Annotated in this window: 21 protein-coding genes; 8 read left to right on the top strand and 13 right to left on the bottom strand. The window is 39.6% G+C overall.

Annotated features, from left to right (window positions below; translation table 11 throughout):
* Positions 1 to 57 precede the first annotated feature (57 nt).
* Positions 58 to 1,920: a glycoside hydrolase family 2 protein gene (locus LXL81_RS08025; RefSeq protein WP_234646207.1), complete on the bottom strand. Its 1,863-nt coding sequence runs from the start codon at positions 1,918 to 1,920 to the stop codon at positions 58 to 60.
* Positions 1,921 to 2,173: 253 nt separating this feature from the next.
* Here LXL81_RS08025 and LXL81_RS08030 point away from each other — a divergent pair, with 253 nt between their 5' ends.
* From LXL81_RS08030 to LXL81_RS08040, 3 genes are all read left to right on the top strand, one after another.
* The gene (locus tag LXL81_RS08030; RefSeq protein WP_234646208.1) at positions 2,174 to 3,286 is read left to right on the top strand and encodes a T9SS type A sorting domain-containing protein; all 1,113 of its coding nucleotides are present in this window, start codon (positions 2,174 to 2,176) and stop codon (positions 3,284 to 3,286) included.
* A 154-nt stretch (positions 3,287 to 3,440) separates the two neighbouring features.
* On the top strand, positions 3,441 to 3,923 hold the full coding sequence (locus LXL81_RS08035) for a hypothetical protein (RefSeq protein WP_234646209.1): 483 nt from the start codon (positions 3,441 to 3,443) through the stop codon (positions 3,921 to 3,923).
* Between the two features lie 177 nt (positions 3,924 to 4,100).
* On the top strand, positions 4,101 to 6,575 hold the full coding sequence (locus LXL81_RS08040; protein WP_234646210.1) for a TonB-dependent receptor: 2,475 nt from the start codon (positions 4,101 to 4,103) through the stop codon (positions 6,573 to 6,575).
* Positions 6,576 to 6,795: 220 nt separating this feature from the next.
* Here LXL81_RS08040 and LXL81_RS08045 read toward each other — a convergent pair whose 3' ends face one another.
* The 3 genes from LXL81_RS08045 to LXL81_RS08055 all read right to left on the bottom strand — a co-directional run bounded on the left by LXL81_RS08045 (position 6,796) and on the right by LXL81_RS08055 (position 11,810).
* Entirely contained in the window at positions 6,796 to 8,205 is a 1,410-nt protein-coding gene (locus tag LXL81_RS08045) for an AcvB/VirJ family lysyl-phosphatidylglycerol hydrolase (protein WP_234646211.1), read from the bottom strand.
* 5 nt (positions 8,206 to 8,210) lie between these two features.
* The gene (locus LXL81_RS08050; RefSeq protein ID WP_234646212.1) at positions 8,211 to 10,814 is read right to left on the bottom strand and encodes a phosphatidylglycerol lysyltransferase domain-containing protein; all 2,604 of its coding nucleotides are present in this window, start codon (positions 10,812 to 10,814) and stop codon (positions 8,211 to 8,213) included.
* A gap of 90 nt (positions 10,815 to 10,904) precedes the next feature.
* On the bottom strand, positions 10,905 to 11,810 hold the full coding sequence (locus LXL81_RS08055) for an alpha/beta fold hydrolase (protein ID WP_234646213.1): 906 nt from the start codon (positions 11,808 to 11,810) through the stop codon (positions 10,905 to 10,907).
* A 202-nt stretch (positions 11,811 to 12,012) separates the two neighbouring features.
* Here LXL81_RS08055 and epsC point away from each other — a divergent pair, with 202 nt between their 5' ends.
* Positions 12,013 to 12,843: a serine O-acetyltransferase EpsC gene (gene epsC / locus LXL81_RS08060; protein ID WP_234646214.1), complete on the top strand. Its 831-nt coding sequence runs from the start codon at positions 12,013 to 12,015 to the stop codon at positions 12,841 to 12,843.
* Here the strand turns inward: epsC and LXL81_RS08065 are convergent.
* The 4 genes from LXL81_RS08065 to LXL81_RS08080 all read right to left on the bottom strand — a co-directional run bounded on the left by LXL81_RS08065 (position 12,836) and on the right by LXL81_RS08080 (position 17,911).
* Complete coding sequence (locus LXL81_RS08065; RefSeq protein ID WP_234646215.1) at positions 12,836 to 13,429, bottom strand: TetR/AcrR family transcriptional regulator; 594 nt, start codon at positions 13,427 to 13,429, stop codon at positions 12,836 to 12,838. The genes epsC and LXL81_RS08065 overlap by 8 nt on opposite strands.
* 212 nt (positions 13,430 to 13,641) lie before the next feature.
* Positions 13,642 to 15,741 (bottom strand): polyphosphate kinase 1, encoded by a 2,100-nt coding sequence (ppk1, locus tag LXL81_RS08070; RefSeq protein WP_234646216.1) that lies wholly within the window; start codon positions 15,739 to 15,741, stop codon positions 13,642 to 13,644.
* 225 nt (positions 15,742 to 15,966) lie between these two features.
* Positions 15,967 to 16,608, bottom strand: coding sequence for an orotate phosphoribosyltransferase (gene pyrE, locus LXL81_RS08075; RefSeq protein ID WP_234646217.1), 642 nt, complete (start codon positions 16,606 to 16,608; stop codon positions 15,967 to 15,969).
* Position 16,609: 1 nt separating this feature from the next.
* Entirely contained in the window at positions 16,610 to 17,911 is a 1,302-nt protein-coding gene (locus LXL81_RS08080) for a hemolysin family protein (RefSeq protein ID WP_255713672.1), read from the bottom strand.
* A 101-nt stretch (positions 17,912 to 18,012) separates the two neighbouring features.
* Between LXL81_RS08080 and LXL81_RS08085 the strand changes: the two genes are divergently transcribed.
* Together LXL81_RS08085 and LXL81_RS08090 are read left to right on the top strand one after the other, a co-directional pair.
* Positions 18,013 to 18,702 (top strand): NUDIX hydrolase, encoded by a 690-nt coding sequence (locus LXL81_RS08085; protein WP_234646219.1) that lies wholly within the window; start codon positions 18,013 to 18,015, stop codon positions 18,700 to 18,702.
* Positions 18,703 to 18,763: 61 nt separating this feature from the next.
* Complete coding sequence (locus tag LXL81_RS08090; RefSeq protein ID WP_234646220.1) at positions 18,764 to 19,174, top strand: DUF983 domain-containing protein; 411 nt, start codon at positions 18,764 to 18,766, stop codon at positions 19,172 to 19,174.
* Between the two features lie 75 nt (positions 19,175 to 19,249).
* Here the strand turns inward: LXL81_RS08090 and coaD are convergent, their stop codons facing one another.
* The 4 genes from coaD to LXL81_RS08110 form a co-directional block, all read right to left on the bottom strand.
* Positions 19,250 to 19,735, bottom strand: coding sequence for a pantetheine-phosphate adenylyltransferase (gene coaD / locus LXL81_RS08095; RefSeq protein ID WP_234646221.1), 486 nt, complete (start codon positions 19,733 to 19,735; stop codon positions 19,250 to 19,252).
* Positions 19,736 to 19,854: 119 nt separating this feature from the next.
* Positions 19,855 to 20,760: a DUF3822 family protein gene (locus LXL81_RS08100; protein WP_234646222.1), complete on the bottom strand. Its 906-nt coding sequence runs from the start codon at positions 20,758 to 20,760 to the stop codon at positions 19,855 to 19,857.
* 25 nt (positions 20,761 to 20,785) lie between these two features.
* Entirely contained in the window at positions 20,786 to 21,295 is a 510-nt protein-coding gene (locus tag LXL81_RS08105) for an NUDIX hydrolase (protein ID WP_234646223.1), read from the bottom strand.
* Positions 21,296 to 21,438: 143 nt separating this feature from the next.
* Entirely contained in the window at positions 21,439 to 21,879 is a 441-nt protein-coding gene (locus tag LXL81_RS08110; RefSeq protein WP_234646224.1) for a CBS domain-containing protein, read from the bottom strand.
* Positions 21,880 to 22,019: 140 nt separating this feature from the next.
* Here LXL81_RS08110 and LXL81_RS08115 point away from each other — a divergent pair, with 140 nt between their 5' ends.
* A complete protein-coding gene (locus tag LXL81_RS08115) occupies positions 22,020 to 23,447 on the top strand; it encodes an ATP-dependent RecD-like DNA helicase (protein ID WP_234646225.1) in 1,428 nt (475 codons plus the stop codon).
* 10 nt (positions 23,448 to 23,457) lie between these two features.
* Here the strand turns inward: LXL81_RS08115 and LXL81_RS08120 are convergent, their stop codons facing one another.
* Entirely contained in the window at positions 23,458 to 24,411 is a 954-nt protein-coding gene (locus LXL81_RS08120; protein WP_234646226.1) for an L-threonylcarbamoyladenylate synthase, read from the bottom strand.
* 285 nt (positions 24,412 to 24,696) lie between these two features.
* Between LXL81_RS08120 and LXL81_RS08125 the strand changes: the two genes are divergently transcribed.
* Positions 24,697 to 26,436, top strand: coding sequence for a GMC family oxidoreductase (locus LXL81_RS08125; protein WP_234646227.1), 1,740 nt, complete (start codon positions 24,697 to 24,699; stop codon positions 26,434 to 26,436).
* Positions 26,437 to 26,465 lie beyond the last annotated feature (29 nt).

Here is a 26,465-nt window from a genome sequence, read left to right on the forward strand (position 1 = left end):
AAAAGCCGCCCTGACAATCAGAGCGGCTTTTATTGTATTCGTCAATCCCGTGCTTTACTAAGGATTTGAATTTCCCCAATCAGCATTATACAGTTTTTTGTGAATCTGCATAAGCTTCGCTTCCGGCATTTTGATTATTTTACGATCATACGTCATCAAGCCGTTTGTTTCAATTTCAACATCCGTTGTTTGAGTGTAAACTGCGGCAGATAACCCTCTTTTTATGAGTGGCTCAAAACTGTTGATAAACGACTCATATTTTGCATATAATTCGTCACTGTTTTTGAAGCTCTGATAACCCCAGTTATTTTTCTGCTGCCAGGTATGTTCAGGCACAGGAAGTCCTAATCCGCCAAATTCGCCTAACACTATTACTTGTTTAGCTCCAAATAAATCCGGGCGAGGCATAACCGGAGCAGGATAATGGTGCAAATCCATAATATCACCCACCGGAAAAAAATTGCCTCCGCTGGCACTGTTCACCAAACGGCTTGGATCATATTTCTTCGTCCAATCTGTAATTTCAGCCGTTTTAAATTGTCCCCAAGCCTCGTTAAACGGTACATAAACAATAATGGAAGGGAAATTATAGGTTGCATCCATAATTGCTTTCCACTCTGTTCTGTATATGCTTTCTGATTCCGGAGTACGGTTTTGCTCCGTTTCATTTCCTGTAATTCCCGGATTAGGCTCCCAGTTGTTCCCCAGATCGCCACTTGGCATATCCTGCCAAACCAGCATTCCCAGCTTATCGCAGTAGTTATACCAGGTTGCGGGCTCAACTTTCACATGTTTCCGAATCATGTTAAAACCCATTTCTTTTGTTTTAACAATATCAAATTTCAAAGCTTCATCGGTCGGCGCGGTATACAACCCATCCGGCCACCAGCCCTGATCCAGAGGACCGTATTGAAATACAAATTTATTATTCAGCAACATCCTATGAATTCCATTCTGGTCTGGTTTCATAGAAATCTTACGCATGGCGAAATAACTTTTTATCTCATCAATAACTTTGCCTTTTCTTAATAATGACACCTTCAAATCATACAGAAAAGGACTGTCAGGAGACCATAATTTTGGGTTCTTTATTGTCAGAACCCCATCCTCATCAGTTGACACTTCTTTTTCAGCAACCGAATTTGCACCGTCAAATGCAGCGATTTTTATAATATCCCCGGGCTGCGCATTTTTGACAGAAGATTTTACAGTAAGATTTTCGCCATCGATATCAGGCGTATTTCGCGTTGATATTATGTAAGTTGAAGGTACAGTTTCCAGCCACACCGTTTGCCATATTCCGGTAACGGGCGTATACCATATACTATTAGGATTTTTTATCTGTTTCCCCCGTGGTTGAGGCCCGTCTGAGCTTGGATCCCAAACTCTTACAGAAATCTCCTGATTATTTCCCTTGACCAGAAACGGTGTAATATCAATTGAAAAAGGATCATAACCACCTCTGTGCGAGCCCGCTTTCCGGCCATTTACAAAAACGTCGCATTCCCAATCCACCGCTCCAAAATGAAGCAAAACATTTTCAGTTTTACTTTTAAAAACAAAATTGACCTTACGGTTGTACCACAAAATACTATCCTTTCCCACCGTTTTACCAACTCCCGACAAAGCGGATTCAACAGCAAACGGAACAAGAATGTTACCCTGAAATGTGGCTGGTTTTGTTTCTGATGATACTTTGGGAACAATTGAATAATTCCATAACCCATTCAGATTAACCCATTTTTCACGTACTAATTGTGGACGGGGATATTCCGGGTGAGGATTTGCAGCATTTACATTTTGTGCCCAGGGAGAAGATATTTTCCCTTCCACCATCTTCCACGCCCCACTCTGCTGGGCGGTTGCAATCTGCAAGGACATCGCCGCTGATAGTGCTAAACTGGCAAATAATTTTTGCATTAAAACAATCGATTTAAATTTGATATACTCCAAAGAAAGGTAAAAAAACGGCTCCTCTACTGAGAATACAGGATCATAAAGTGACAAATGTGCCTGATCAGTAATTTTCAAACATATTGAACCGGATTTTAATTTATTGCTCCAAAGTTTTACCTTGCAAAAACTTGTAGTTACAAGCTGAAAATAATACGAAAAAATGCATTTCATTCGTTGAAATGCTATAAAATTCTTTGCAACGCAAACCTGATTCAGAATGTCCGTTTTTTACAGAATAGTACTTTTACTTTGCCTTTGTAGCACAGCCAGTTATGCTACTCACCTGCTAGGCGGTGAGATCAGAGCTGTAAATTTATCCGGGCAGACATATAGAATTACGGCACAAATTTATTTTGATGTGTCGCCTCAAGGTACGGGAGCTTCGAATGCGCAAAATTCTATCATGATGTGTTTTGGTGATGGCAAAACAGCCGAGGTGAAGCGGACTGGTTTCGATATATTATCAGGAGATCAAAACGGTGTGGCTGTTGGCAGTTATGAAGTTACGTACACCTATTCATCTGCCGGTATCTTTCAGATCTCTACGAACCTGGAGAACAGGTCATCGAATATGCTAAACTTTCCGAATTCTGAGCTTTCGCAAATGTTTTTATGGACGGTGATTGATACTCAGGTTTCCAATTCCACCCCGATTTTGCCACTTCCGGTTTTTACCGCCGGCTCAAAGCAAATCTTCAAGATTGATCTAAAATCTACTGTTACTGACTCTGACAGCACGACAGCACATTTACAAAAGTTAAGCAAAACATCACCCGGAACCTGTGGTGTCCGCAGTTTGAACGAAAATTATATTTATCCGAACGACGTCAGTAAAAAGGGAATTTTCTATGTAGATCAGGCCAGTAAAAAACTGGTCTGGAATGCACCGGATTTGTTAGGGAAATATATTTATGCCGTTGTAGTTGATGAATGGAGAGACGGTGTTAAAATATCCGAAACATACCGCGAAGGCCTGATTACCGTGACTGATAAACCGGGATCTGTTGTTGAAATTCCTCCATACGTTCCTGTCAATGATTCTGGCCTGATTACCTCTCTGCCTGATTCTGATAATTTAGCTATGGTTGTAGAAGCATTTCCGGTTCCAACAGAGGATTTCCTAACCGTTAATATAAGGAGTGTGACAGCCACTACCCTGCGAATTGAACTGATCAATATGAATGGTCAGATTGTAAAACAGATCAACACTACTGATAATCTGACACAATGGAGCCAGCAGCTGGATTTGCGCCAGATGGCAAAAGGACTATACATTGTGCGCGTTACGGATCAGCTTGGCAAGTTTGTAACAAGGAAAATTGCTCGATAAGATAGAGTTCTTAAAATTTTTGAATTATCAGCTGGTTAGCTAATTAAAATTTCTTAGCTTCAACGTATATTTACGGAGTTAAGAAATTTTATTGCCAGACGGCCACTTGAAAAAGCTTTTATCAATTTTATTATTCGGACTTCTCATCTTCAATATGATGGGTTTTTCCGTATATAATTTGATTGAAAAAGACGATAATGACGCCCTGAAATCCTCACTGACCAAATGTGATTTACTTTTAAAATTTCCACTGACACTTCCATATTTGAGTAACTGGGAAAGTACCTTACCATCAAACGAAGAACTTTTGACAGGGAATGAGTATTACAAAATTGTATCTAAACAAATAGCCAACGATACTTTGTACGTTCAATGTGAATTCAGCCAAACTTCAAGAGAGCGTTTCTGGAACATGGTTTCCACGTTTGACGATCATGCCAAAACAAATTCTGACGCGCATAAAGGTGCAGCCGGATCTATTTTAAAGAATTTCCTTAAAGAATATATGGCCGTTGGCCGTAAGCATACATTTTATATTTTCGATTGGTCAGCCCCTGTAACTTTTCGGTATAAGGCCCAATCTCCGGTTATCCCGGAATCGAGTATTCCATCTCCCCCGCCTGATTTGCTCAGCTGATTATTTTCATGTAATCCTTTATTTCATTAAAGCCTTCGGGTTTTGAGGAATAGTATTATGCCAGAAATCCGGCATGTTATAGCTATTTCAAAATCCTGTTGACGCATGATTAACTCTGTTATCCAAAAACAGCGACTGATAATTCTGTTCAAATTATTTCAAAAAATAAAAAAATTCATGTGGTCGAAAAGCTCTACCAATATAAAATCAATACTTTTCTTTAAAGCAAATCACTTCCAATACATCGTTCCAATTCTTTTTCTTTTCACCAACCTGATCTGTCAGGCACAAACTGCTGTAACAGGGAGAATTATCGGAAGCAATGGCGTTGGTATTGAAGGCGTAAGTGTGAGAATTGAAGATTCTAAAAATGGTGCCGTTACCGATAAAGATGGTTTTTTCAAAATACAAAACACATCAAAAAGGGAGCATACACTCCATATTACCTCGATTGGATATTTTTCCCAAAAAGTAAAGATGAAGTTGTCTGATAGTAAACCGAATCATGTCACCATCACTTTAAGAGAAGACATTAACAGCCTTGACGAGGTTGTGATTGAAGAAAAGAAGAACAGTATTCAGGTTGAAAGATTGCCGGATGTGCATGACACCTACCTGATTGCAGGGACAAAAAACGAAGTCCTTCAACTTGGAGGAATCAATGCTAATATCGCTGAAAAAACAGGCAGACAGATATTTGCAAAGATACCAGGTGTATTCGTTTATGATATGGATGGAAGTGGAAATCAGATCAACATTTCCACGCGAGGTCTTGATCCGCATCGTTCATGGGAATATAACATTCGTCAGAACGGAGTAATTACCAATTCCGACATGTATGGATATCCGGCCAGTCATTACAGTCCGGCAATGGAATCTATTGAAAGAATCGAGCTTGTTCACGGGACTGCGTCTTTACAATACGGCGCACAATTTGGTGGTATGATCAATTATATATCAAAACAAGCTGACACCACGAAGGCATTTACTTTTGAAACGATAAATTCAGCTGGTTCTTATGGGCTGTTCAGTTCTTATAATGCCATCTGTGGAAAAATTGGCAAACTTAAGTATTCAGCCTATTATCAAAAAAGACATTCGGATGGTTATCGGAAAAACTCAAAATCAGATGCACAATCGCAATTTGCAAGCCTTTCTTATGAATTAACAAAAAATCTGAAAGTGAAGGCTGAGCTCGGACGTTCGTCGTATGTTTACCAAATTCCTGGTCCTTTAACGGATGCCATGTTTGCTCAGGATCCACGTCAGTCTACACGGTCCAGAAACTACTTTAACCCGGATATTTACATTCCATCAATTGTTCTTGATTGGAAGATAAGTCCTTCAACAAAACTTCGCTGGACAAATTCGGGTGTTTACGGAAGCAGAAACAGTGTTTTGATTGACGCTTTTGCAAACGTTCCGGACGCCATTGATCCTGCAACAAATCAATACAAACCGCGCCAGGTTGATATTGATAATTTCAAAAGTTTCACCTCTGAGCTCAGGCTTGTGCATCAGTATCGTATAGGCGGTTTGAATAATTTCATTTCCGGTGGTATTCAGGTAATGAAAAATAATCTTCGCCGTCGTCAATTAGGGAAAGGTACAACAGGCAGCGATTTTGACTTGTCAATTACCAATCCGGTCTGGGGTCGCGACTTGCATTTAAAAACAAATAACATTGCTCTTTTTGTTGAAAACTTATTGTATATCACGCCAAAACTAACGGTGACGCCAGGATTACGTGTAGAAAACGGAGCGACCAATATGACCGGCACGATCACTTATTATCAGCCGGAAGCCCTTCCCGATAAAATTAAACACCACTTTCCGCTTTTGGGAATAAGCTCGCAGTACAAGTTTGACGCAGATAGCCGTATTTATGCTGGCTTTTCTCAGGCTTATCGCCCGATCGTTTTGAAAGACATTATCCCCGGTTCCGTTCTGGAACAGGTTGATAAAAATTTGAAGGACTCAAAAGGATATAACCTTGAAGCCGGTATCAATGGAAAAGTAGGAAATATTTTTTCATATGATGTAAGTGTTTTTCAAATGTTATATCAAAACAGAATGGGAACGCTGGCTATGAAAGATGATGCCGGAAAAGATTACATTCTCCGGACAAACACCGGAAACAGCATGACCAAAGGCGTAGAAATATACGCTGAGTACAAACCTTTTTCTGTTCAGGGAATTAACGGAAGGAAAACAGAATTCTCCGTTTTCACCTCAACTTCCTATTTTGACGCGTACTATATTAAAGGAAGCTCAGTCCTGAATAACGAGAATCTCAATACAAAAGGAAATAAGCTGGAAGGCGTTCCAACCTGGATTACCAGAAACGGTTTGCAGTTTGCGCATAGTACTTTTTTTGCCACAATACAGTATAGTTATGTGAGCTCTCTATATTCGGATGCACTCAACACGGTGGAACCTTCTGTAAATGCTGCAAAAGGAAAAGTGCCGTCATATGGTTTGTGGGATTTTAACGGAACTTTAAAGTTCGCTGAAAGATATAATTTAAAATTCGGGGTGAATAATATCCTTAATAAAAGCTATTACACGAAACGCCCGACCATGTACCCGGGAGCAGGAATCTGGACTTCTGATGGAAGAAGTATTGTAGTTTCGTTAGGCATTAAAATCTGACCCGAAAAGTAATTTTCGATGTCAGATTTTATACATAGGTTAATTAATGCAGACAAACGGCTGGTCATTGACTGGTCGTTTTCTTTATGTAAAAACGAATTTGCAAAATAATTATATGATAATTTGAATGTATGGGAAGTTCTGCGGCAATTCAGAAATATTTCAAATTAATCTGTACTTATCAATGTTTTCTATAAATTTAAAAAATACAATTTCTCTACTATTTTTCAGCCTTCTGCGTAATAATATTGACAAGCTCTTTATAAGCATTATTGTAATGATGCCCACCCGGAACAGTCACAAAACTAACTTCCGGGTTGGTAATTTCAGATTTTATTTCCGGCTCTTCCTCTGATCCATATATACAAACAATTTTCAAATTCCTGATTTTGTTAACCTCCGAGGATACGTCAAATTGGCGTTTTCCACGTGGCAGGCTTAGCATATCAGTAATATGTATTTCAAAATCTGCCTGTGTAGATGGCGACAGCATGGCCAACAGCTTGATACTTTCGCGGGTTGTTTTGTTTAGATTATTCAAAATAAAAGGAAAAGCATCAGCCCCAAAGGAATATCCAACCAGGATAACTTTGTCACGCTGCCATTTGTTTTTATAAAAAGAGATAAGTTTCTCAACATCCGCAGTCGTAGATGCGGGCGTTTTTTCATTCCAAAAATATTTTAAGGCGTCCAGTGCTACAACAGGTGTACCATTGTCAGCCAAAGTTTTGCAAAATGCCTGATCAAAACTTGTATAACCACCATCTCCGGTGATCAGGAAAACCATTGGTTTTTCAGGATTCGTTGCTGAGGGAATAGCATGAATTGGTAAATCTTTCAACTGACTTTCATTGATTTCTTCATAATCACTCTTGGCCTCCACCTGCTTTTTTGATATAATTTCCGTGAATGCTGCTTTTAATTGAGGCACCCAGTTTTTCTGAACGGAATATCCATGACCTACTTTTTGAAGCGCAACAAGTCTGGCATTTGGAATCTGGTTCAGGAAACTAGCCGTTGCTTTGAAATCACAAACCTGATCCTGCATTCCCTGTAATGCTATAAAAGGTTCTGGTAAATCAGGAGAAGCTTCCAGATAAAATCCTTTGTTTTTCCCCAACGTGTGCGACCTCAGGCCGGATCCGGCACAAAGTGTCTTACTGAGTTGAATGTCAGGACAAAATCCCAAAGCAATTCCGCCAAAGAATGTGTTAGCAGGTGACTGGGCAAGTATCCCGTAAACCAGCGTTGCACCGGATGAATATCCTGCTAAAAGAGGACTAATGTAATTTTTATAGTGATATTGTTTTTGAATGAATTTACTTAAATTCTCAAAATCAGCCGCCGGATAATAACAGGCCGATTTTGAATTTTGGAGGTTTTTCAAATAACTCCTGATATCAATCCCCACCACCATGGCATTCAAAGAAACAAAATTACTAGCCATATCGACTACACCCTGATTCCAGCCGCCGTCACCGCTAACAAAAAGAACCAGCTGCCTGGGTGCAGTCCCCGACTGATATATTTTCAGTTTACCAAAAATACCATATTGCAAAGAATCGGGACTATATGCTTTTGCTGAAAGTGAAATTGATACCAGCAGCAATAATAATAATTTAAATTTCATAAGGGCTACTTCATTTTTACAACCTTATTCAACGCCGCCGGAATTCGGATTAACGCATAGGCATCGTCGTAAATCAAATATTTACTTTTCCATTCAGGAGAAAATTTGCTTTTATAATCACGAAGCGACTTATAATAACCGAACTGCTTCACATTCTGATATGCAAACTTGATGGCTCTTTCCGTAATGTCCTTGTTTTCCTCGGCACCCGAAAGCGGTACCATACCGATATTCAGATAGTCAAAATTTTTCGATTGAAAATATGTTATAATCTCAATCATCATAGCGTCCAAAGTAGTCCCTGGAGCATCTTTTGTCTTGCGAATGAGGTCATATGTTCCTTCACCTTTCACATAATCCGGAATAACATTAGCAAAGCCAATGATTTTTTCATCTTCGTTTTCAAGCGTGATAATTGTCTGTTGTTTTAATTCATCTTTATCGAAAATTCCCTGGGAAAAAACCATTTCGGTATATCCGGTTGTTTCAATCCATTCATCACTTACTGCTTTCAAACGTTGTAAAACACCATCTTTTACAGGAGCTGCGTAAATCTTTGCCGAAAAACCTTTGTTCGCAATATTTTTAACTGCGTTTCGAAGGGACTTCTTATCGCCTCCGTCCAATGAGAATGTTTTTAAATTCACAATGGCTTCCTGCCCAATAATCAGTGAATTTTTATTTAATGAATGAAATATTGGCAAAACCTCCTGATCACAGCGGTAATAGGTACATTCTAAATCATTTTCCCGACAAAACTGATCGAATTCTTTTATAACCAAACGCATATCGTTTTCATTGGCACAAACAGGTTTTTCCAGAACAACGGCAAAACCGCTGCCGACCCTGTATGAGATAAATCCCTCAGTTTCTTTTCCAAAATATAAAAGTTTGTCGTGATAGGTTTTGAAATAATCAAGGGATGAATCTCCAAATTTTTCTACCAATAGTTTTGCTTTATCCCAACGCTCCTCCTCCATTTCCGGTTTAAAAATCAATGGACGAATTCCGGTGTAAACCAGAAAAGCAATACAAAGGCCGCCAAGGACATTAAGGGAATACAAAAAGTCGCGACCGAAAATTGTTTGCGGATCCAGATCATTTCCGATCATGGCAAAATATAACAGTGTATTTTTTATTGAGGCAGGAAATGAAAAATCTATATTGAAGTGAATTTTGTCAAGAAAATAAAAACCAATAATTCCGTATACCAAAACAGCTCCAATGGCGGCCAGAACCGTCCGCAAACCGAATAACTGAAATCGTTTATTTCCCTTTCTGAAATACTGGCGGCTTGTAAAAAGCAGGACCAGGACAACAAAAGCAGCAGTTAATGATTCTTCATAATCGATACCCTTGGTAAGGTGCCCGACAAGTGACAGAATAGATAAGCCAATGGAAAAATAGTAAGCCGTACGATAACCTTTAAGCAGGAAGACCGACATGAGAACCAAAACGACACCTGTCAGCAGAACGAAATAATTTGATACCGCTATCAGATTTAAAGGAATAAATCCCTGCAATTCCTGAACACGCGAAGCAATTGACGGCGTTAAAACCGAAACAATATCCACGATTCCAAGAATTAATATCAGAAAGGCCGGCAGAATCCTTAGAATTAAATTGTTTCTTTTAAATAAAAAAGTAAGTATTCCCGCCAACAAAGGTGCCCAGAATTCAAAGAAACGATAGATCATAGTTACCGAAATAGCCGCTACACTATCCATACCATATTGCACCAAAAGTACACTCAGAGACAGCTCAATAGCACCTATTCCTCTCAGAAATGGTGATAGAATAAGAAAAATAGTTGCCACCAGATACCCCATGAAAGCAGCTTCAAACGGAGCAGTAACATGTAAGGCAAAAAAGGCGATATACAGATGAAGTATCCCGGCCAGATCAATAAGCACTGAAAAAAGAAGACAATTAATTATGGCTAAGATAGAAAAACGTCCATCAGACATTTGTTCCATTACAACTTCAAGGTCGGGTTGATATTTTAAAAGCAAATTATAAAATCTGCCGCGATCTATAAATGATTTAATGCCCAGATAGAGAAGTAAAACCAGGACAAATAGACCGCCAAATGCATAAATTTCATTGTTTGAAACTGATTTTTGAAACAATAACCAAATCCCGGCAGGGATCGCAATCACAAAGACAGATACGATTCCACAAACTGCATAAACGGAAGATGCAAGATGTATTTCCGTTTTGGTAACACCCTTTTTTTCGGTCTTTGACGTAAAAAAAGCCAGGGAAGAAATTCCTCCGGCTGGCAGAAATACACTTATGAAATTTCTTCTGAGAAATAACTCTGTAAGGGTGAGGAGATCAATGTTTTTACCAAGTGCCTTGAAAGAAAATTGATACATAATTCCTTGCAGAAATATATATCCAACAGTTACAAACAATCCAAGGAAAATGTAAATGGGTGCAGCAGATTGAATTAAGCTATATACCTTCCTGACCTCCGCTTCTTCATGTCTGACAAACCAGACGGCCATCAAAATACATACTATGCCAATTAATCCCCTTGATAATATTTTTTTATTTTCTGTAACAAAGCTAAAACCTGTTCTGAAGGTATCTGACACTTTTTTCATATAACGATTGCCACTTAATATCTGAGAGGGGGATACAAATGTTATAACAGATTCTGGGGACCAGATCTGAATTTCCAAACGTGTTGTGCTTTATTCGTCATTCATATCAACGGAGGTAACTTTTTCTTTAAAAAGCTGACTGCGTAAAAGCATTTCCTTAATCATTTCCAGATGCGTGAATGTGATCATATGACCGGCATTGTTAAGAAAAATGTATTGAGATCTTTTACTTTTAATATGTTTTCTGGCAAAATCAAGATTGGAAGGATCTGCTATCCAGTCATTTCCACCCTGGATAACGGTAGTTGGAATATGCAGATTTTGCCATACGGGCAACAGCTTTTTAAGCTCATCCGAATGAGAATATTTCTCAGCAGTAGCCGTATTGAAATCGCCTGGCAAGAACAGCTGTACCAATGCATTTCTCCCCCATTTTGAAAACCAGTAGAACTTTTCTTTATCCGGATCAATCACCGGAGATACCATAATTAACTCTTTTACCTTGTCAGGAACCAGTGAAACCATTTTTGCGGCAATCGGGGCTCCATAAGATCTTCCCAGTACGGTTACTTTCTGATCGGAGTGATTAAGGGCAAAAACTGGTAATAGTGCTTTTGCCTGGGTTTCAATGGACGTAACATATTTCCGTTTATTTTTCATTTTCAGACGTGATTTTCCATAACCAACTCTGTCCACAGAAACGATGTGAAAATGGTTTTGAAGATCTTCATCATCCATTAAATTCATATATCCCCACAGCGAACCCGGCGCTCCGTGAATCAGCAGCAACATCGGAAGTGTATCGTTACCAACGCTCGCTATGCAGAGAGATAATGTATCATTTTTAATGATCCGGATTTCCGGACGGATGTCCTTTTTAGCATAATGACGGCGAACCTGTTTTTCAGAAATCAGATATTTTGAAAAGCACGACGTAAGGGCAAATGCTAACAATACAATAATAAAAGTGGACTGAAATTTTTTAACACGCAACATAATTTTCCTGATTACTCCAAGAATTTATAACTTCACAACTTCTATTCTATATACGATAGAATGTAGAGATAAAACACGTCTGAGCAAAGAATTTCAAAAGAATTAATAAAATTATAATCTTTCGAAGGCTTTTTGTGTTTCTTCTGTATCAATACAAAAACAATGCCGTTAACGATAAAAGTTATCAAAAAAATAAGGAATAATGAACAACCACCAGCAGGAATTATTTTTTCAAAAACTAAATGAGCAGAATACTACTTTTCAATACAAACTACCATCCAGGCACGATGCAGGTCTTTTTATCCAGAAACTGATCAATTTTTTGTTTCCGATTAGTCAGGATTGTCAGCAAAATGATAAGGCGAAAGACATGCAGGGAGCTTTTTTGGAGCTAAGACACCGGTTGGATTGCATGCTGGCTCCTTTAACTCCACAGCTTGCAAGAAGCAGGGAAGAGATTCTGGATGCCGTATTTGATCATATTCCGGATATTCATGAAATGCTTTTGCAGGACGCTAAATCCATTACAGAAAATGATCCTGCGTCTGTCAGTATTGAAGAGGTGATTGCGCTTTATCCTGGTTTTACAGCCATTGCAACGTATCGGATTGCCCATAGTTTTGCTCAGGAAGGCATTCCGTTGTTACCACGAATGCTGACAGAATTTGCACACAGCCAGACTGGAATTGACATTCATCCCAATGCTGAAATCGGACATTCATTTTTTATTGATCATGGTACCGGAATCGTCATTGGAGAGACGACCATTATAGGCAATCATGTAAAGCTGTATCAGGGCGTTACCCTTGGCGCAACTCATGTCTCAAAGTCGCTGGCTTCCAAAAAGAGGCACCCGACGATTGAAGATCATGTTGTAGTTTATGCTAATGCCACGATTTTAGGTGGAGAAACTGTTATTGGTCATAATTCCATTATAGGTGGGAATGCATGGCTGGTTCGCAGCGTACCTCCATATTCTCAGGTATATCACCAAAGCAAAATAGAAGTACGCCAGACCAGTTCTGCTACATAATACTTTTTATAAACCTTCTGACACCTTCCATGTAAATCGGTTCCGCCTGAGCGAAAGCGTAACGTGGCTGGGTTGTCATGGTAATTGATATAAATCCATAAGTAAGACACCACCATTCATAATAGGTCTTGGTCACCATTTCTCCTGACTTCGGGCGTAAAACAGCAATCATTTCCCAAACCGGATTATCCCGGATATTCATGGCATGGGAATATACCCGTTTTGAATCACAATACGCTCCTTCCAGATTAAACATAACCTGGAAAATCTCAGGATTTTCAACAGAAAAAACCCAGATGCATCTTGCCACTTCCGATAGCTGCTTTTCAGGATTTCTGAAATGACTTTTTATCTTAACAAATTCTGCCTGAAGAAAATCAAATCCTTCAACACGGATTGCTTCCAGTAATTTATCCTTGCTTTCGAAGTATTCATATAAAATAGGCGGGCTATATTCAATAACCTCAGCGATTTTTCGAATCGAAACGGCAGTCCACCCATCTTCGCGGGCAATTTCTTTGGCTGTTTTAACGATATCGGACCGAACCTGATTTCTCAGTCGTTCTCTTCGCTCTACTATTCCCATATTGCGTAATTCTGTTTATTGATTGAGAGACAGTGACATCCTTTCAAATATAGTCATATAGTTTTTACATAACCAGAGAATTTAACCCTGTTAAGTTAAAACTTAATGATACCCGGAAGGTATTCTTTTCAAAATAATAGCCTTACGAATTCAGAAACGGCTATATGAGATTATATGCAGGAGGGTAATTTTTTTAATAAATTTAAAATAAATTATTCAGATTTACGAATACTGATATTTCTTTCAAGACGCTCAGCCAGACGATAGTTGGCTTCCTGTGCACGGACTTTTGGCATGCTGGAATCGTAAGGAATTCGCAGATTATTCTGGTACATATCCAATCTGACCGCCTTCTGATTATCATTAACATAATTTTTCAGAACCTGCCGCATCTGACTTTTTAATGATTCATCCAGAATTGGAAAACAGACATCGATCCGCCTGTGCAAATTCCTGTAAGTCCAGTCGCAGGAAGAAAGATAAATTTCATCATTACCGCGATTTCCAAAATGAAAAATGCGGGTATTTTCCATATAGCGGTCCACATGCCTGCTGACCGTGATATTATCGCTGATTGATGGAAGCCCCGGAATGACGCCGCAACTTTCACTGATGATTACATGAACCGTTACGCCCGCTTTGCTGGCCTGATACAGTTTGTCAATCAGTGTATGGTCTTGAATCTGATTGAGCTTAATGGTTATAAATGATTTTAGACCAGCATTAGAATTTTTTATTTCCCTGTCGATCAGGTCTACCAGCTTTTTCTGAATTGTAAATTGTGTAACGTGCAGGAAATTAAAAGGCAGGTATTTATATTTCTTCGGTTCATCCTGTGTATACAGATATCCAAATAGTAATTCAAGTTCATTGGTGAGTTCCCGGTGGCTGGTGAGCAATGCATGATCCACAAATTCGCGGCTTGTTAACCGGTAAAAACCGCCCGTACCTAAAAATGCATAACGCTCCCACCCTTTCTGTACGCGGCGTTTGATAAGAGCCATTTTTGCATGTACTTTCAATCCGGGAACGCTGAAAATAATTCTAACACCGGCATCTCTCATTTTCTTTGACCACTGCATGTTTTCCTGAATATCCAGTTTAGCATTCAGTTCAACATAAGTCACCACTTTTTTTCCGTTGCGGGATGCGCTGATCAGGGAATTAAGAATAAAAGAATTTGCGCTTATTTTGTAAAGAGAAACGTGTATTTCCTTCACATAAGGGTCAATGGCAGCTTCATTGAAAAACCTGACTATCGGATTGTAAGAATGATAAGGTAAATGCAAAAGCTGGTCTGCCCGCTGAATGGATTGAAAGACGGATTCTGTTTCTTCAAATTCACTGTTCAGAATGGATCGCTGATATGGATAATCAAGTTTTTTGGAGAAGGCCGGAAATGTCAGCAAATCCTGCATATGCAAATAATCTCCACGTTCATGAAATTCGTTCATGAGCATTCCGGCCCGGTTGGACAGATATTCACGGATATACAAAGGCATACCCGACTCGTGAAAAAATTGAAGTGGTTGTATAAAATTTCTTTTTTCAAGCTGCCTGATAATCCGCTGGGCCATCACCATCGGATACTCGTCTTCTATGGAAAGCTCAGTCTCCTTCTCTGCTCTTAAAGTATAAGAATCAATGATTTCATAACCCGGAAAAAGTACCGGCAAATTCTCCCGGATAATGTCTTCAAGAAAGGCAACATACTTCTTGCCCTCGTATTCAGGCATTTCTATAAAACGGCCGAATGGTTCTGTGGGAATATTTACAACCGCATACCAATCCTCATCCTGATCTTCCTTAAAAACCAGATGAACGATAAGATACAGCTCTTTTGATTCAAAAAATGATATTTTGGAATTCCGCCTTCCGTCAAGAAAAACGGGTTGCAGATAGCGGAATAATTTCTCAATAAAAAACTTTTTTACAAATGATAAATGCTCGGCAGCAAATGATTCTTTGTAATAAAGATGAACGCCCTGATCATTTAATGATGGTAAAATGCGGGATAGCAGTATTTCATTAAATTCCCTGAGCTGGTTATCAACCGTCTCATAAACATGTTCCAGAAGCGACTCCGGATATACATTAAGTTTTGTTCTGATATCCTTGCTAACCTCCCCCATCGCAAGAAGATTGGGGATGCGTACTCTGAAAAATTCATCGATCTGATAGGCATATTGTCCCATGAATTTCAGTCGCTCACGAACCGGAACAGTATCATCGTTCGCTTCCAGGAGAAGTCTGAAATTATTGGAAAGCCAGCTTAAATTCGTATCAAAATAGGGATAGGAAACGTCAATCATTTAACAAACTAAAAAGGATTCAAACTATGCAACAGGATTATGAAGAGGGAAGGGTTGGTATTTTGCTATCCGAAATATAATAATGTATTGAAAACATTCAATGTTAAACTATTAATATTTTCCCGGAAACTTTCAGGTTTTTACTGTGCGGAAAGTCATCAGAAAAGCAAAAGGCCCGAAAGACTCAGACAAGTCATTCAGGCCATTTGATTTTCATTTGTAGTTTTATTTTCCCCAAATATCGGGTTGTACACGCCATTGGCTCAGACTTTCAACCTGTTCCATCGTGATATATTCATGTTCAAGCGCCGAGGCGATCAAAGCGTTATAATTGCTGATTACGCTTAGTTTTACACCTTTTTCATCAAAATTATTTGCGGCAAGCTGAAAATCATAAGTGAAAATTGCCACCATTCCGGCCACTTCTATACCTGCATTACGAAGAACGTCAACTACTTTTAAAGAACTCCCGCCCGTGGAAATTAAATCCTCAACAATGACCACAGACTGACCTTTTTCCAGACGGCCTTCGATCTGATTGCCCATTCCGTGTTTTTTTGGTTCAGGACGAACATATGCAAAAGGTAGTTCCAGAAGATCAGCCACCAAAGCTCCCTGGGCAATTCCACCCGTAGCTACCCCGACAATTGCATCCACATCAGGATATTCAGACCTGATCATTTCAGCTAACGCCTTTTTAATAAACGTTCTCGTATCCGGAAATGATAATGCTACGCGATTATCACAATAAATCGGGGACAGCCATCCGGAACTCCACTGAAACGGTTTGTCAGGGCTCAATTTGATTGCCTGTGCTTCTAAAAGTAATTCTGCAACTCTGCGGGATATTTCAGTTTCTTCTGCCATTTTATTCTTTTGAATCGTCCTTCTTATTATTAGTAACCAATAATTTATCTATTCTGCTTTTATCCATGTCAATCACCTCAAAATCAAAATGTTTCCATTTGAAAGTTTCGCCGGTCTTGGGGATATTTTCAAGTACATGAAGCACAAATCCGCCCAACGTATTAAATCCGACAAATTCCTTCCGTTCAGATTCCTGCATATTCAGATCAAAATACTGAATGAAATTATCAAAAGGCAATTGCGCATCGATCAGATAACTTCCATCCTCTCGCTGGATAATTTCAGAATCTTCCTCATCTTCTTCGGAAATGTTTCCAACCAGCGCGTCCATAATGTCGTGCATCGTGACAACACCTAGTAAACCGCCATATTCATCTACAATAATCCCAAAATACACTTTCTGTTCCTTGAATTTTTCCAGTGCCTGATAGGCTCTGTTACTTTCAGGGAGATAGACAGGATCTTTTAAAATTTCTGTAAGATCGGCGAGCTGCACTTCCAGATCTGTTGCGAGCAAATCTTTTATATAAATTAATCCGACAACATCGTCGACTGTATCCCGGCAAACCGGATACACCGAATGTCTCGATTCAAGTACTTTTGCTTTGTTTTCTTCAACCGTATCCTCAACATCAAGCCAGACAATTTCCTGGCGGTTAGTCATCAGCGATGTGATTTTTCTATCACCCAGCTGAAAAACATTATGAACGATTTCCTGTTCGATTTCTTCAAAAACACCACCCGTAGTGCCTTCCTGGATCAGACTCTTGATTTCTTCTTCAGTTACAGAATTTTCGCTTTGTTTGATATTAAGCAAGCGGATAATCAGATCGCTGGAAAAACCTAGCAGGGAAATAAACGGAGCTGTGGCCACTGAAATGATATTCATCGGCCTCGCCATGAATTTAGAAATCGCCTCGGGATTTGCCATACCGATTCTCTTGGGAACCAGCTCTCCCAGAACCAGAGACAAATAAGTGATGACAACCAGTACTGTCCCGACGGCCAGCGTATGGCTATAAGGCAGAAGAGCAGGTATGGTTGCGATCATTTTTTCAAAATCGGCGGTGATGTTATCACCGCTATACATACCCGTCAAAAGTCCGATCAATGTAATCCCGATCTGAACCGTTGAAAGAAATCTCGTTGGTGAATTGGCTAAGTTTAAAGCAGCCTTGGCACTGGAATCGCCATTGCGCGCGGCTGATTCGAGGCGGGATTTTCTGGAGGATACCAGTGCTATCTCAGACATGGAAAAAATACCATTGAGAAGCACTAAAAGTAATATGATTAGGAGTTCCAAGAAATTATTATTTATTATTACTGCAAATTTATCAATAATAATCACTGTCTAAACTAAACTCTTTACTTAATTTTGCTGATCGACATCCGTACCTATAACAAATGATTATTTTTTTCGACGACCGTCCCTTCCGAATAGTACGGACAAATGAATTAACCACAGCCGAAACATCAGCCTTTGACCATATCGTTGATCTTAGACTGGAGAAGCTGCAAAAGAGTATGTTTACCGGGCATGTACTTTTCCTGAACGTGACGTCAACGTCTGCTATTCAGGCCATTAGCTTACTTGAAAAAGAACTTCCAAAAGAAATGTTGTCTGTTACGCTGGCGACCCGCGAGAAGGCGGAAGTGGAAGATAAGGTTAAAAGTATGTATAAAGTCATCAAAGCCGCAGGTGGTGTGGTCGTGAAAGGAGACAAATGGCTTTTCATGTTTCGACGTAAAAAATGGGATTTACCAAAAGGGAAATTAGATAAGGGAGAGAACTCCAAAAAAGCCGCTGTACGTGAAATTGAGGAGGAGACAGGCGTAAAAGCGTTGGTACGTGATAAAATTTGTACCACATGGCATACCTACACAATGAATAACAACCGGATATTGAAAAGGACAAAATGGTATCTTTTTGATTGTCTTGACGACTCCAATATGCAGCCTCAGGCGGAAGAGCAAATTGAAAAACTGGAATGGTATTCACCTACGGAAGCTAAGTCGATTCTGATTAATTCATTCAGTTCAATTCGTTATGTAGTTGACAGTTTAAAGAAAATTCAGAATCTCAAAGAGCAATAAATGAAGCTGGGGTATAGATTTTTATACCTCAGTTTTTCATTATTCAAAAGTCCGAAATTCCATGTTAAAGGGAACCAAATTATACAGTATTTTCACCAACACCTGCCCAAGATGTCAGACCGGTGCCTTCTTTAAAACTAATAATCCTTATAATTTAAAGAAGTTTGACAAACTCAATGACGAATGCGCTTATTGTAAAGAATCATTTACGAGGGAGCCGGGATTTTACATCGGTTCCATGTATGTGAGTTACGCGCTGTCAACAGCGTTGATGGTCACCGTTTTTGTAGGTTTTGTAGTGATCCTTGATTATGACATGAATTACGTGCTGGCCGGACTGTTGATATCCTACGTCATTCTCATACCCGTCATGTTCAGGCTTGCCCGGTTAATCTGGATTAATATTTTTGTTAAATATGATCCTGTCAGACCCAAAATTGCAAAAGAAATAAAAGCCGCAGAAAAATTGTAAATGCGTTAACAATAAAAAATCCCTGATAAAGCAAGATTAAACTTATTTATCAGGGACTTTTTCTTTTCATAGAAATTAACTTTTTTCCTCTCTCAATTTATTTAGTTCTGATAGTGAATAGGGCAAAAAATCGTCAACTGCCTGTCCGTATCGGTGAAGATCTCTGATAATACTGGAACTTATCGGAGCCAGATTTGGAGATGTAATTAAAAAAACCGTTTCTATTTCTTCATAAACAAAACGGTTTACCTGGGCTATACCATTTTCATATTCAAAATCTGTCGTGTTCCTCAATCCACGTAACAAAAACTTCGCTCCTATTTCTCTTGCAACCCGCGCCGTAAGATCATTGTATGTGATTACGCTGACATTTTCTTCTTTTTCAAAAGTCTTTTCAATAAGCTCCTTCATCACATCAAGCGGAAAGTAGCGTTGCTTACTGGAATTATTTCCAATACCAACCACTACTTCGTCAAAAAGCCTCAGCCCACGTAAAATGATATCCTCGTGACCTTTTGTAAACGGATCAAAAGACCCCGGAAATAGTGCTATTCGCTTCATAGATTCAAATAAAAAAGGGGGACATCTTGAATTTAGATGCGATTATACTGAAATAAGCAGGATGAAACATTATATCAGGCAATCTTAATTAATTTCTAACTAAGAATTCCGACGGCTTTTTAAGAAGATACCAGATAAGTATTGAACAATCCAAAATAACGATGCCCGGGAATATCCCCGCAATGCGTGCTGTAACGCAACGTTGTCGGACCGGTTCCAATCTGAATATTTGGAAAGAAACGTCCCAGCTCCATGTAGTTATCTGACAACGGACTTACTTCACCATAACACAAAACCTTCATTTCTTCCGGAGAAAAATTCAGTTCATTCAAAGCAAATAAAATGATATAGGCCAATTCCTGAGGCTGAGAGAATTTGAAGCGATTACACAAAATGAGCTGTTCGCTTTCTGTTACCACAAGCGTAAAATATCCCTTTTCAAGAAATACAGAAACCACCTTTATCTCCTGATGTTCTGCGTGGCTTACCAAAGCGCCTATAATCAAAGGACTGGTCAGATGATAAAATGACAGATCTGATGATTCAAAATGAGTAACCATCCAGTTATACCAAACTTTTGGAATGCTGAAAACATTTTTGGCATGTACAAGTGGCAATTCATGATAAAGCACTCTTTCATCGTCACTGACAGGATGTCCAAGGGCAAATTCAAGATAACTTGGAGCAGAATCTTTTTCAAAAATCAAACTCGGTATCAAACTGAATGCGTGCGAGTTGATCGCAATTCTGACATTTTTCCAATGATTTGAAGACCAAAGTAAATGCCCGGTAAAGATTTTTTTCAACCGGTCAAAAACCTCTTCCTGACTTAAAACGACGTCAAAATTATAATCTTCCAGCCAGATGCATTCCATTTTCTCATCCCTGACGATACAAAAGCGTATGCGCCTGTCGTCCACTTCAATGCATAACGTACAAAACGGTATTGCATCTGCATCAAATGAATTGTCTCCTACCAAAAGTGTAGGAATTACTTCAATTGCCTGGTTCTCAATTTGTGCCACAATATATTTTTAAAGTATTTGTAATTTAACTAACACTAAGTCCGCTCCCTGCTCCATGATAACCCCTGAGCGACAGAACTTCATCAATCGTATCGCAATTTTGAAATAAATTGTGAACATGATCAACAGGAAGCAGCTTAATTTCTTCGATTGACATAAAACGAACTTCACGAATAATCTGGTTTTCCTCAGAAAATTCCGGATCTATGCCTTTTATAACCTGACCAGCGAAAAATTTAATCTTAAAAAAAAGCTCAACAGCATGTAATGGAGGCTGAATAAATTCATTCACAAAAAGCATTTCACCCGCTTCCACAATCAAACCTGTCTCTTCCTGAAATTCTCTTTTTAAGGTTTCCGCTGCGCTTTCTCCAAATTGCATCCCCCCGCCCGGCGGACTCCAGAATATGTTTTCATTTCCTACAAACCTATGCCGGATCATTAAAATCTTTTCGCTATCAACACAGATCCCGCATACTCTTATCCGCAGCCGACTTCCATACAACCCAATAAGTTCATTTTTTCCTGCGTCCAAAGCTGATATTTTAGGAAGGGGACAAAGATAGCCACCCCGTCAAAAATGACAAGTTATTCATTTTATTTGATACAAAAAATCTCTGCTGGTCTGATTAACTGACCAACAGAGACTTACAAAAAGTAGTTATTTTTTATGAGATATCAGGCATAAGGCGTTCCGGAAATGTAACCTTCCAGAGATTTGATGTGAGCCTTCTGTTCACGGATAATCGCGGAAACAATGTCATTAATCGATATGATTCCCACCAATTCACCTTTCCTGTTCACAGGAAGATGGCGGATATGCTTATCTGACATAATTTGCATACAATCCTCAATTTTCTGATCCGTCTCCACCGTAATTACACGATTGGTCATAACTTCTTCAACCAGTGTATCACGTGATGCACGGCCTAACAGAATAACTTTTCTGGCATAATCACGTTCGGAAAATATACCGATCAATTCACCGTCTTCAAGAACCAGTACAGCACCGATGTTTTTTTCGGCCATCAGCTCTAAGGCGTGGAAAACAGTTGTCTCTTTTGTGATAGAGAAAATAGCGTCAATAGACTTGTTGGCGAGCACTTGGTATACTTGCATGGACGTTCCGGTTATGGTTTATGAATAAACTCGAAAACTAATATATGAAATACTATGAAAAAGTGCAATTAAATCAAGGTTTATTTTTGTTACTGTATGTCGACTTTGATTATTGAATTTCATCCAGTAGTTTCGTATCTATGGAATCAGGCCGATTATTACCGTCACAAAGTTTAGTTAAAAAATTTCCTTTCAAGCCTACCAAAGGTCAGCTTCGTTTTTTTGCAAGGACGGATGATTTCTTAATTGAAGAAAGTGGCCTGGAAAGATACCGTGACTGCTTTTTATTAAAAGGATATGCAGGTACAGGAAAAACGACAATTATTAGCACGCTCATAAAAGTGCTGAAAAATTTTGGCTACAAATCTGTTTTACTTGCGCCGACGGGTCGTGCTGCAAAGGTCATGTCAAATTATTCGGAGAAAATCGCGCTGACGATCCATAAGAAAATATACAAGCAAACCTCCGATGCATTTTCTGGCAGCCTGACTTTTCAAAGACAAAAAAATTATCATGACAATACGCTTTTCATCATCGATGAAGCGTCTATGATCAGTGATGACGCAGAATATGGTAACCGCAGTCTGCTTGCAGACCTGATCGAATTTGTTTTCGAAAACCCCGGAAATAAATTAATGCTGATCGGTGATGTGGCCCAGCTTCCGCCAGTTGGGAAGGAATTAAGTCCGGCTCTGGATAAACTCTATCTTGAAAAGAACTTTTACATGTCAGTTTTTGAAGAAGAACTAACCGAAGTAATGCGCCAGGATGAGCAATCAGGAATATTATTTAATGCAACAGAACTGCGTGACCAGCTGCGCGAAGAAAAGCCAACTGTCAACATCATCACAAAATCTTACCGCGACACTTTCCGTATGACAGGTGAAAGACTTGAAGAAGGATTGCGTTATGCTTTTGATAAATACGGACAAGAAAATACGATAATCCTGACGCGTTCCAACAAGTCGGCTGTGCAGTATAATGAATATATCCGCCGTTCCATAAATTTCTCGGAGGAAGAGCTTGATGCCGGCGACAGGCTGATGGTTGTCAGGAATAATTATTCAGTTTTGGATGAAGATTCCCCCGCTGGTTTCATTGCAAACGGAGATTTTGTCGAATTGTTGAAGATAAAAAAAACGCAGGAAATTCATGGATTTCGTTTTGCAGACGTCGTTTTACGCCTGACAGATTACGAAAAACAACCAGAATTTGATGCCAAAATAATGATGGATACTCTTCATTCTGCCGCTCCTTCGCTATCATCCGAAGATAACAGGAAACTGTATGACAGTGTTCTGGAAGATTATTTTCACATTAAATCTAAAAAAGAACGGTCAGAGGCACTGCGAAAGGATCCCTACCTGAACGCGTTGCAGGTTAAATTTTCCTACGCTTTAACCTGCCACAAAGCACAAGGAGGACAATGGAGTGCTGTTTTTATTGACCAGGGTTACTTGCCCGAAGAACAGATTAATAATGAATTTATACGCTGGTTGTATACTGCGATAACACGTGCTACGGACGAAGTATTTTTGATGAATTTTCACACTTATTTTTTCAAATAAGCAAGGTAACTTAATCTTCCGCTGCCGCTCGTTTCAAACGATCATTTATTGCTCTTCCCAGATCAATTGCAGGAACAGGTTCAGCCCAGATCTGGCTCAATGTTTGTGCATCCAGTTCTCTTAAAAAGGCAAATAAATTATGTGCCGCTTCTTTTAAATTACCGCCCGGACTTAAAATTCTTTGGTATTTTTCATCCACTCCATCAATGTATTGATCAAAAAGAAGGTAACCAAAACCATCTTCATGAATTGGGAATCTGCTTCTTTCAGTTAAATAGAAAGGTTTCTTTGGCGCATAATGACTTTTCAACATGCCAGGGGCCTGTGGATTTGAAGATGAATGAGCCATCAAAATTACCTCTCCTACCACACTTTCAATTTCTTCAATAGCCAATCCGCCTAATCTGTAAATAGTTGGAATTCCTTCCACAAAACCTATAATCGTAGATTCGATACCGATGCCGCACTCTCCGCCATTAAGTATATAAGGTATTTTCTCACCAAGCTGCTGATCAACATGTTGAGGATTTGTCGGACTGATATAACCGAAAGGATTCGCACTCGGCGCCGCCAGAGGAAAATCAAGCGACCGGAGTAATTCCAGCGTCAACGGGTGGTCCGGAATTCTGACAGCAACCGTATCAAGCCCGGAGGTTACCAGATCAGGAACGGAAGTTTTTTTTGGCAATAATAAGGTTAAAGGTCCCGGCCAGAACTTTTGTGTTAAAAGGTAAGCTGCATCAGGAATGTCGGAAACCAGTCCGGAAAGTTTTTCAACCGAATCGGTATGTACAATTAACGGATCAAAAGATGGTCGGTTTTTTACTTCAAAAATTGATAACACTGCGCTTTCATCCAGCGCATTTCCCGCCAAACCGTAAACCGTTTCGGTAGGAATTCCTACCAGCTGCCCTTTTTGTAAAAATTCTTTTGCAAGACGAATGTCTTTCCCAATGTTAGCCAAAATGTAATTAATGTTTTTTAGAATACAAATGTATTAAAATCGTTTTTAATACACATTTATGAGGTCTGAATTGATCCGATTCAAGTATTATTATTTTTAACAGTATAACACTTGTTAACATTTGCAAAATCGTTTTTGCATTAAAAAACAGTAATATTACGGTTTGCCGGCAAACCGTTTAGATTCGTTTTAAATTACCTCTAAAATAGCTTTTAACGGGCGCGGTTATCTTTTCCATGTTTATATTTATTGATTAAATAGTATTTTCTAAATCAAACCTTGACTATGTTCCAAATTAAAGAACAACCTGCTGTTTTTGATGTCTGCATTATAGGCTCAGGAGCAGGAGGAGGAATGGCTGCTTATCAGCTCGCGAAGGCAGGTGCAAAAGTTGCTCTTCTGGAAGCAGGCGGATATTTCGATCCGGCTGATCCTAAATATATTACGCAATTAAAATGGCCTTGGGAATCTCCTCGCCGTGGCGCAAGTACAACCCGTCCTTTTGGTGATTTTGACGCTGCCTGGGGAGGCTGGGAATTGGACGGAGAGCCTTACACACATAAAAACGGTACAAAATTTGACTGGTTCCGGTCCCGTATGTTAGGTGGACGTACCAATCACTGGGGTCGGATTTCGCTTCGTTTCGGACCAAATGACTTTAAACGTCATAGCATAGATGGTCTTGGTGACGACTGGCCGATCGGATATGATGATGTAAAACCATATTACGATCAAGTTGATAAATTAATCGGTGTTTTTGGTACAGTAGAAAATATGCATAACGAGCCGGACGGAATTTTCCTTCCACCTCCTGCTCCTCGCTTGCACGAACTTTTTCTTAAAAAAGCTGGAAAGGCTGCCAATATCCCGGTAATTCCATCCAGGCTTTCGATCCTTACAAAACCAATCAATGACCAGCGCGGGGTTTGTTTTTATTGCAGCCAGTGCAGCCGGTCGTGTCAGGCTTATGCGGATTTCTCTGCTTCATCAGTACTGGTTATTCCAGCGATGAAAACGGGAAATGTTACGCTGATAAATAATGCCATGGCCCGGGAAATTCTGACAGATCCTTCAACAGGATTGGCGACAGGCGTTTCTTATGTTGATCGTAATAAATTGACTGAACATACGATAAAAGCAAAAGTCGTTGTTTTGGCTGCCAGCGCAGGAGAATCTGCACGTTTACTTTTGAATTCAAAATCAGACAGACATGAAGGTGGTTTAGCCAATTCAAGTGGTGTCGTTGGAAAATATCTTCACGATTCCACAGGTGCTTCAAGAAGCGCGTTTCTTCCTCATTTGATGGATCGTAAACGTTATAACGAAGACGGCGTTGGCGGTATGCACGTGTATACGCCATGGTGGCTCGATAATAAAAAACTCGATTTCCCAAGAGGTTACCATATTGAATATGGTGGAGGAATGGGTATGCCAAGTTATGGTTTTGGCTCTGGCATTGAAGGTATGAACGGGAAATACCCAACTGCAAATGGAACAACGAAACCTGCGGGAGGTTACGGGGCTTCACTAAAAGAAGATTACCGTCGTTTCTATGGTGCTTATGTTGGCATGGCTGGTCGTGGTGAAGCCGTTCCAAATATCAATAACTACTGTGAAATTGACCCTAATGTGGTTGACAAGTACGGAATTCCGGTTCTTCGTTTCAACTATAACTGGACGGATTACGAAATCAAGCAGGCCAAACACATGCATGATACATTTGAAGAAATGATCCATGCCCTGGGCGGTGTTGCGATGGGAACAAAACCTGGCGCGGATACAAATTATGGTATTGCAGCTCCCGGCCGTATCATTCACGAAGTGGGTACAGTCCGTATGGGTGATGATAAAAAGACCTCTGCTTTAAACAAATTTTCGCAGGCTCATGACGCGAAAAATGTATATGTGGTTGATGGTGGCTCATTTGTTTCGCAGGCAGATAAAAATCCGACATGGACTATTCTTGCCCTTTCATGGAGAGCTTCTGATCACATTATTGAGCAGATCAAACAAAAGAATTTATAATAACTGTCGACTCAGGCCGACTCAAATTA

Origin of the sequence: Dyadobacter sp. CY356 (assembly GCF_021440195.1) — a bacterium.
In the GTDB taxonomy this organism is placed as follows: domain Bacteria; phylum Bacteroidota; class Bacteroidia; order Cytophagales; family Spirosomataceae; genus Dyadobacter.

Coding starts and splice junctions, on each gene's coding strand:
- LXL81_RS08025 (WP_234646207.1), bottom strand. CDS start 1,920: ATGCAAAAATTATTTGCCAGTTTAGCACTATCAGCGGCGATGTCCTTG.
- LXL81_RS08030 (WP_234646208.1), top strand. CDS start 2,174: ATGTCCGTTTTTTACAGAATAGTACTTTTACTTTGCCTTTGTAGCACA.
- LXL81_RS08035 (WP_234646209.1), top strand. CDS start 3,441: ATGATGGGTTTTTCCGTATATAATTTGATTGAAAAAGACGATAATGAC.
- LXL81_RS08040 (WP_234646210.1), top strand. CDS start 4,101: ATGTGGTCGAAAAGCTCTACCAATATAAAATCAATACTTTTCTTTAAA.
- LXL81_RS08045 (WP_234646211.1), bottom strand. CDS start 8,205: ATGAAATTTAAATTATTATTATTGCTGCTGGTATCAATTTCACTTTCA.
- LXL81_RS08050 (WP_234646212.1), bottom strand. CDS start 10,814: ATGAAAAAAGTGTCAGATACCTTCAGAACAGGTTTTAGCTTTGTTACA.
- LXL81_RS08055 (WP_234646213.1), bottom strand. CDS start 11,810: ATGTTGCGTGTTAAAAAATTTCAGTCCACTTTTATTATTGTATTGTTA.
- epsC (WP_234646214.1), top strand. CDS start 12,013: ATGAACAACCACCAGCAGGAATTATTTTTTCAAAAACTAAATGAGCAG.
- LXL81_RS08065 (WP_234646215.1), bottom strand. CDS start 13,429: ATGGGAATAGTAGAGCGAAGAGAACGACTGAGAAATCAGGTTCGGTCC.
- ppk1 (WP_234646216.1), bottom strand. CDS start 15,741: ATGATTGACGTTTCCTATCCCTATTTTGATACGAATTTAAGCTGGCTT.
- pyrE (WP_234646217.1), bottom strand. CDS start 16,608: ATGGCAGAAGAAACTGAAATATCCCGCAGAGTTGCAGAATTACTTTTA.
- LXL81_RS08085 (WP_234646219.1), top strand. CDS start 18,013: ATGATTATTTTTTTCGACGACCGTCCCTTCCGAATAGTACGGACAAAT.
- LXL81_RS08090 (WP_234646220.1), top strand. CDS start 18,764: ATGTTAAAGGGAACCAAATTATACAGTATTTTCACCAACACCTGCCCA.
- coaD (WP_234646221.1), bottom strand. CDS start 19,735: ATGAAGCGAATAGCACTATTTCCGGGGTCTTTTGATCCGTTTACAAAA.
- LXL81_RS08110 (WP_234646224.1), bottom strand. CDS start 21,879: ATGCAAGTATACCAAGTGCTCGCCAACAAGTCTATTGACGCTATTTTC.
- LXL81_RS08115 (WP_234646225.1), top strand. CDS start 22,020: ATGGAATCAGGCCGATTATTACCGTCACAAAGTTTAGTTAAAAAATTT.
- LXL81_RS08125 (WP_234646227.1), top strand. CDS start 24,697: ATGTTCCAAATTAAAGAACAACCTGCTGTTTTTGATGTCTGCATTATA.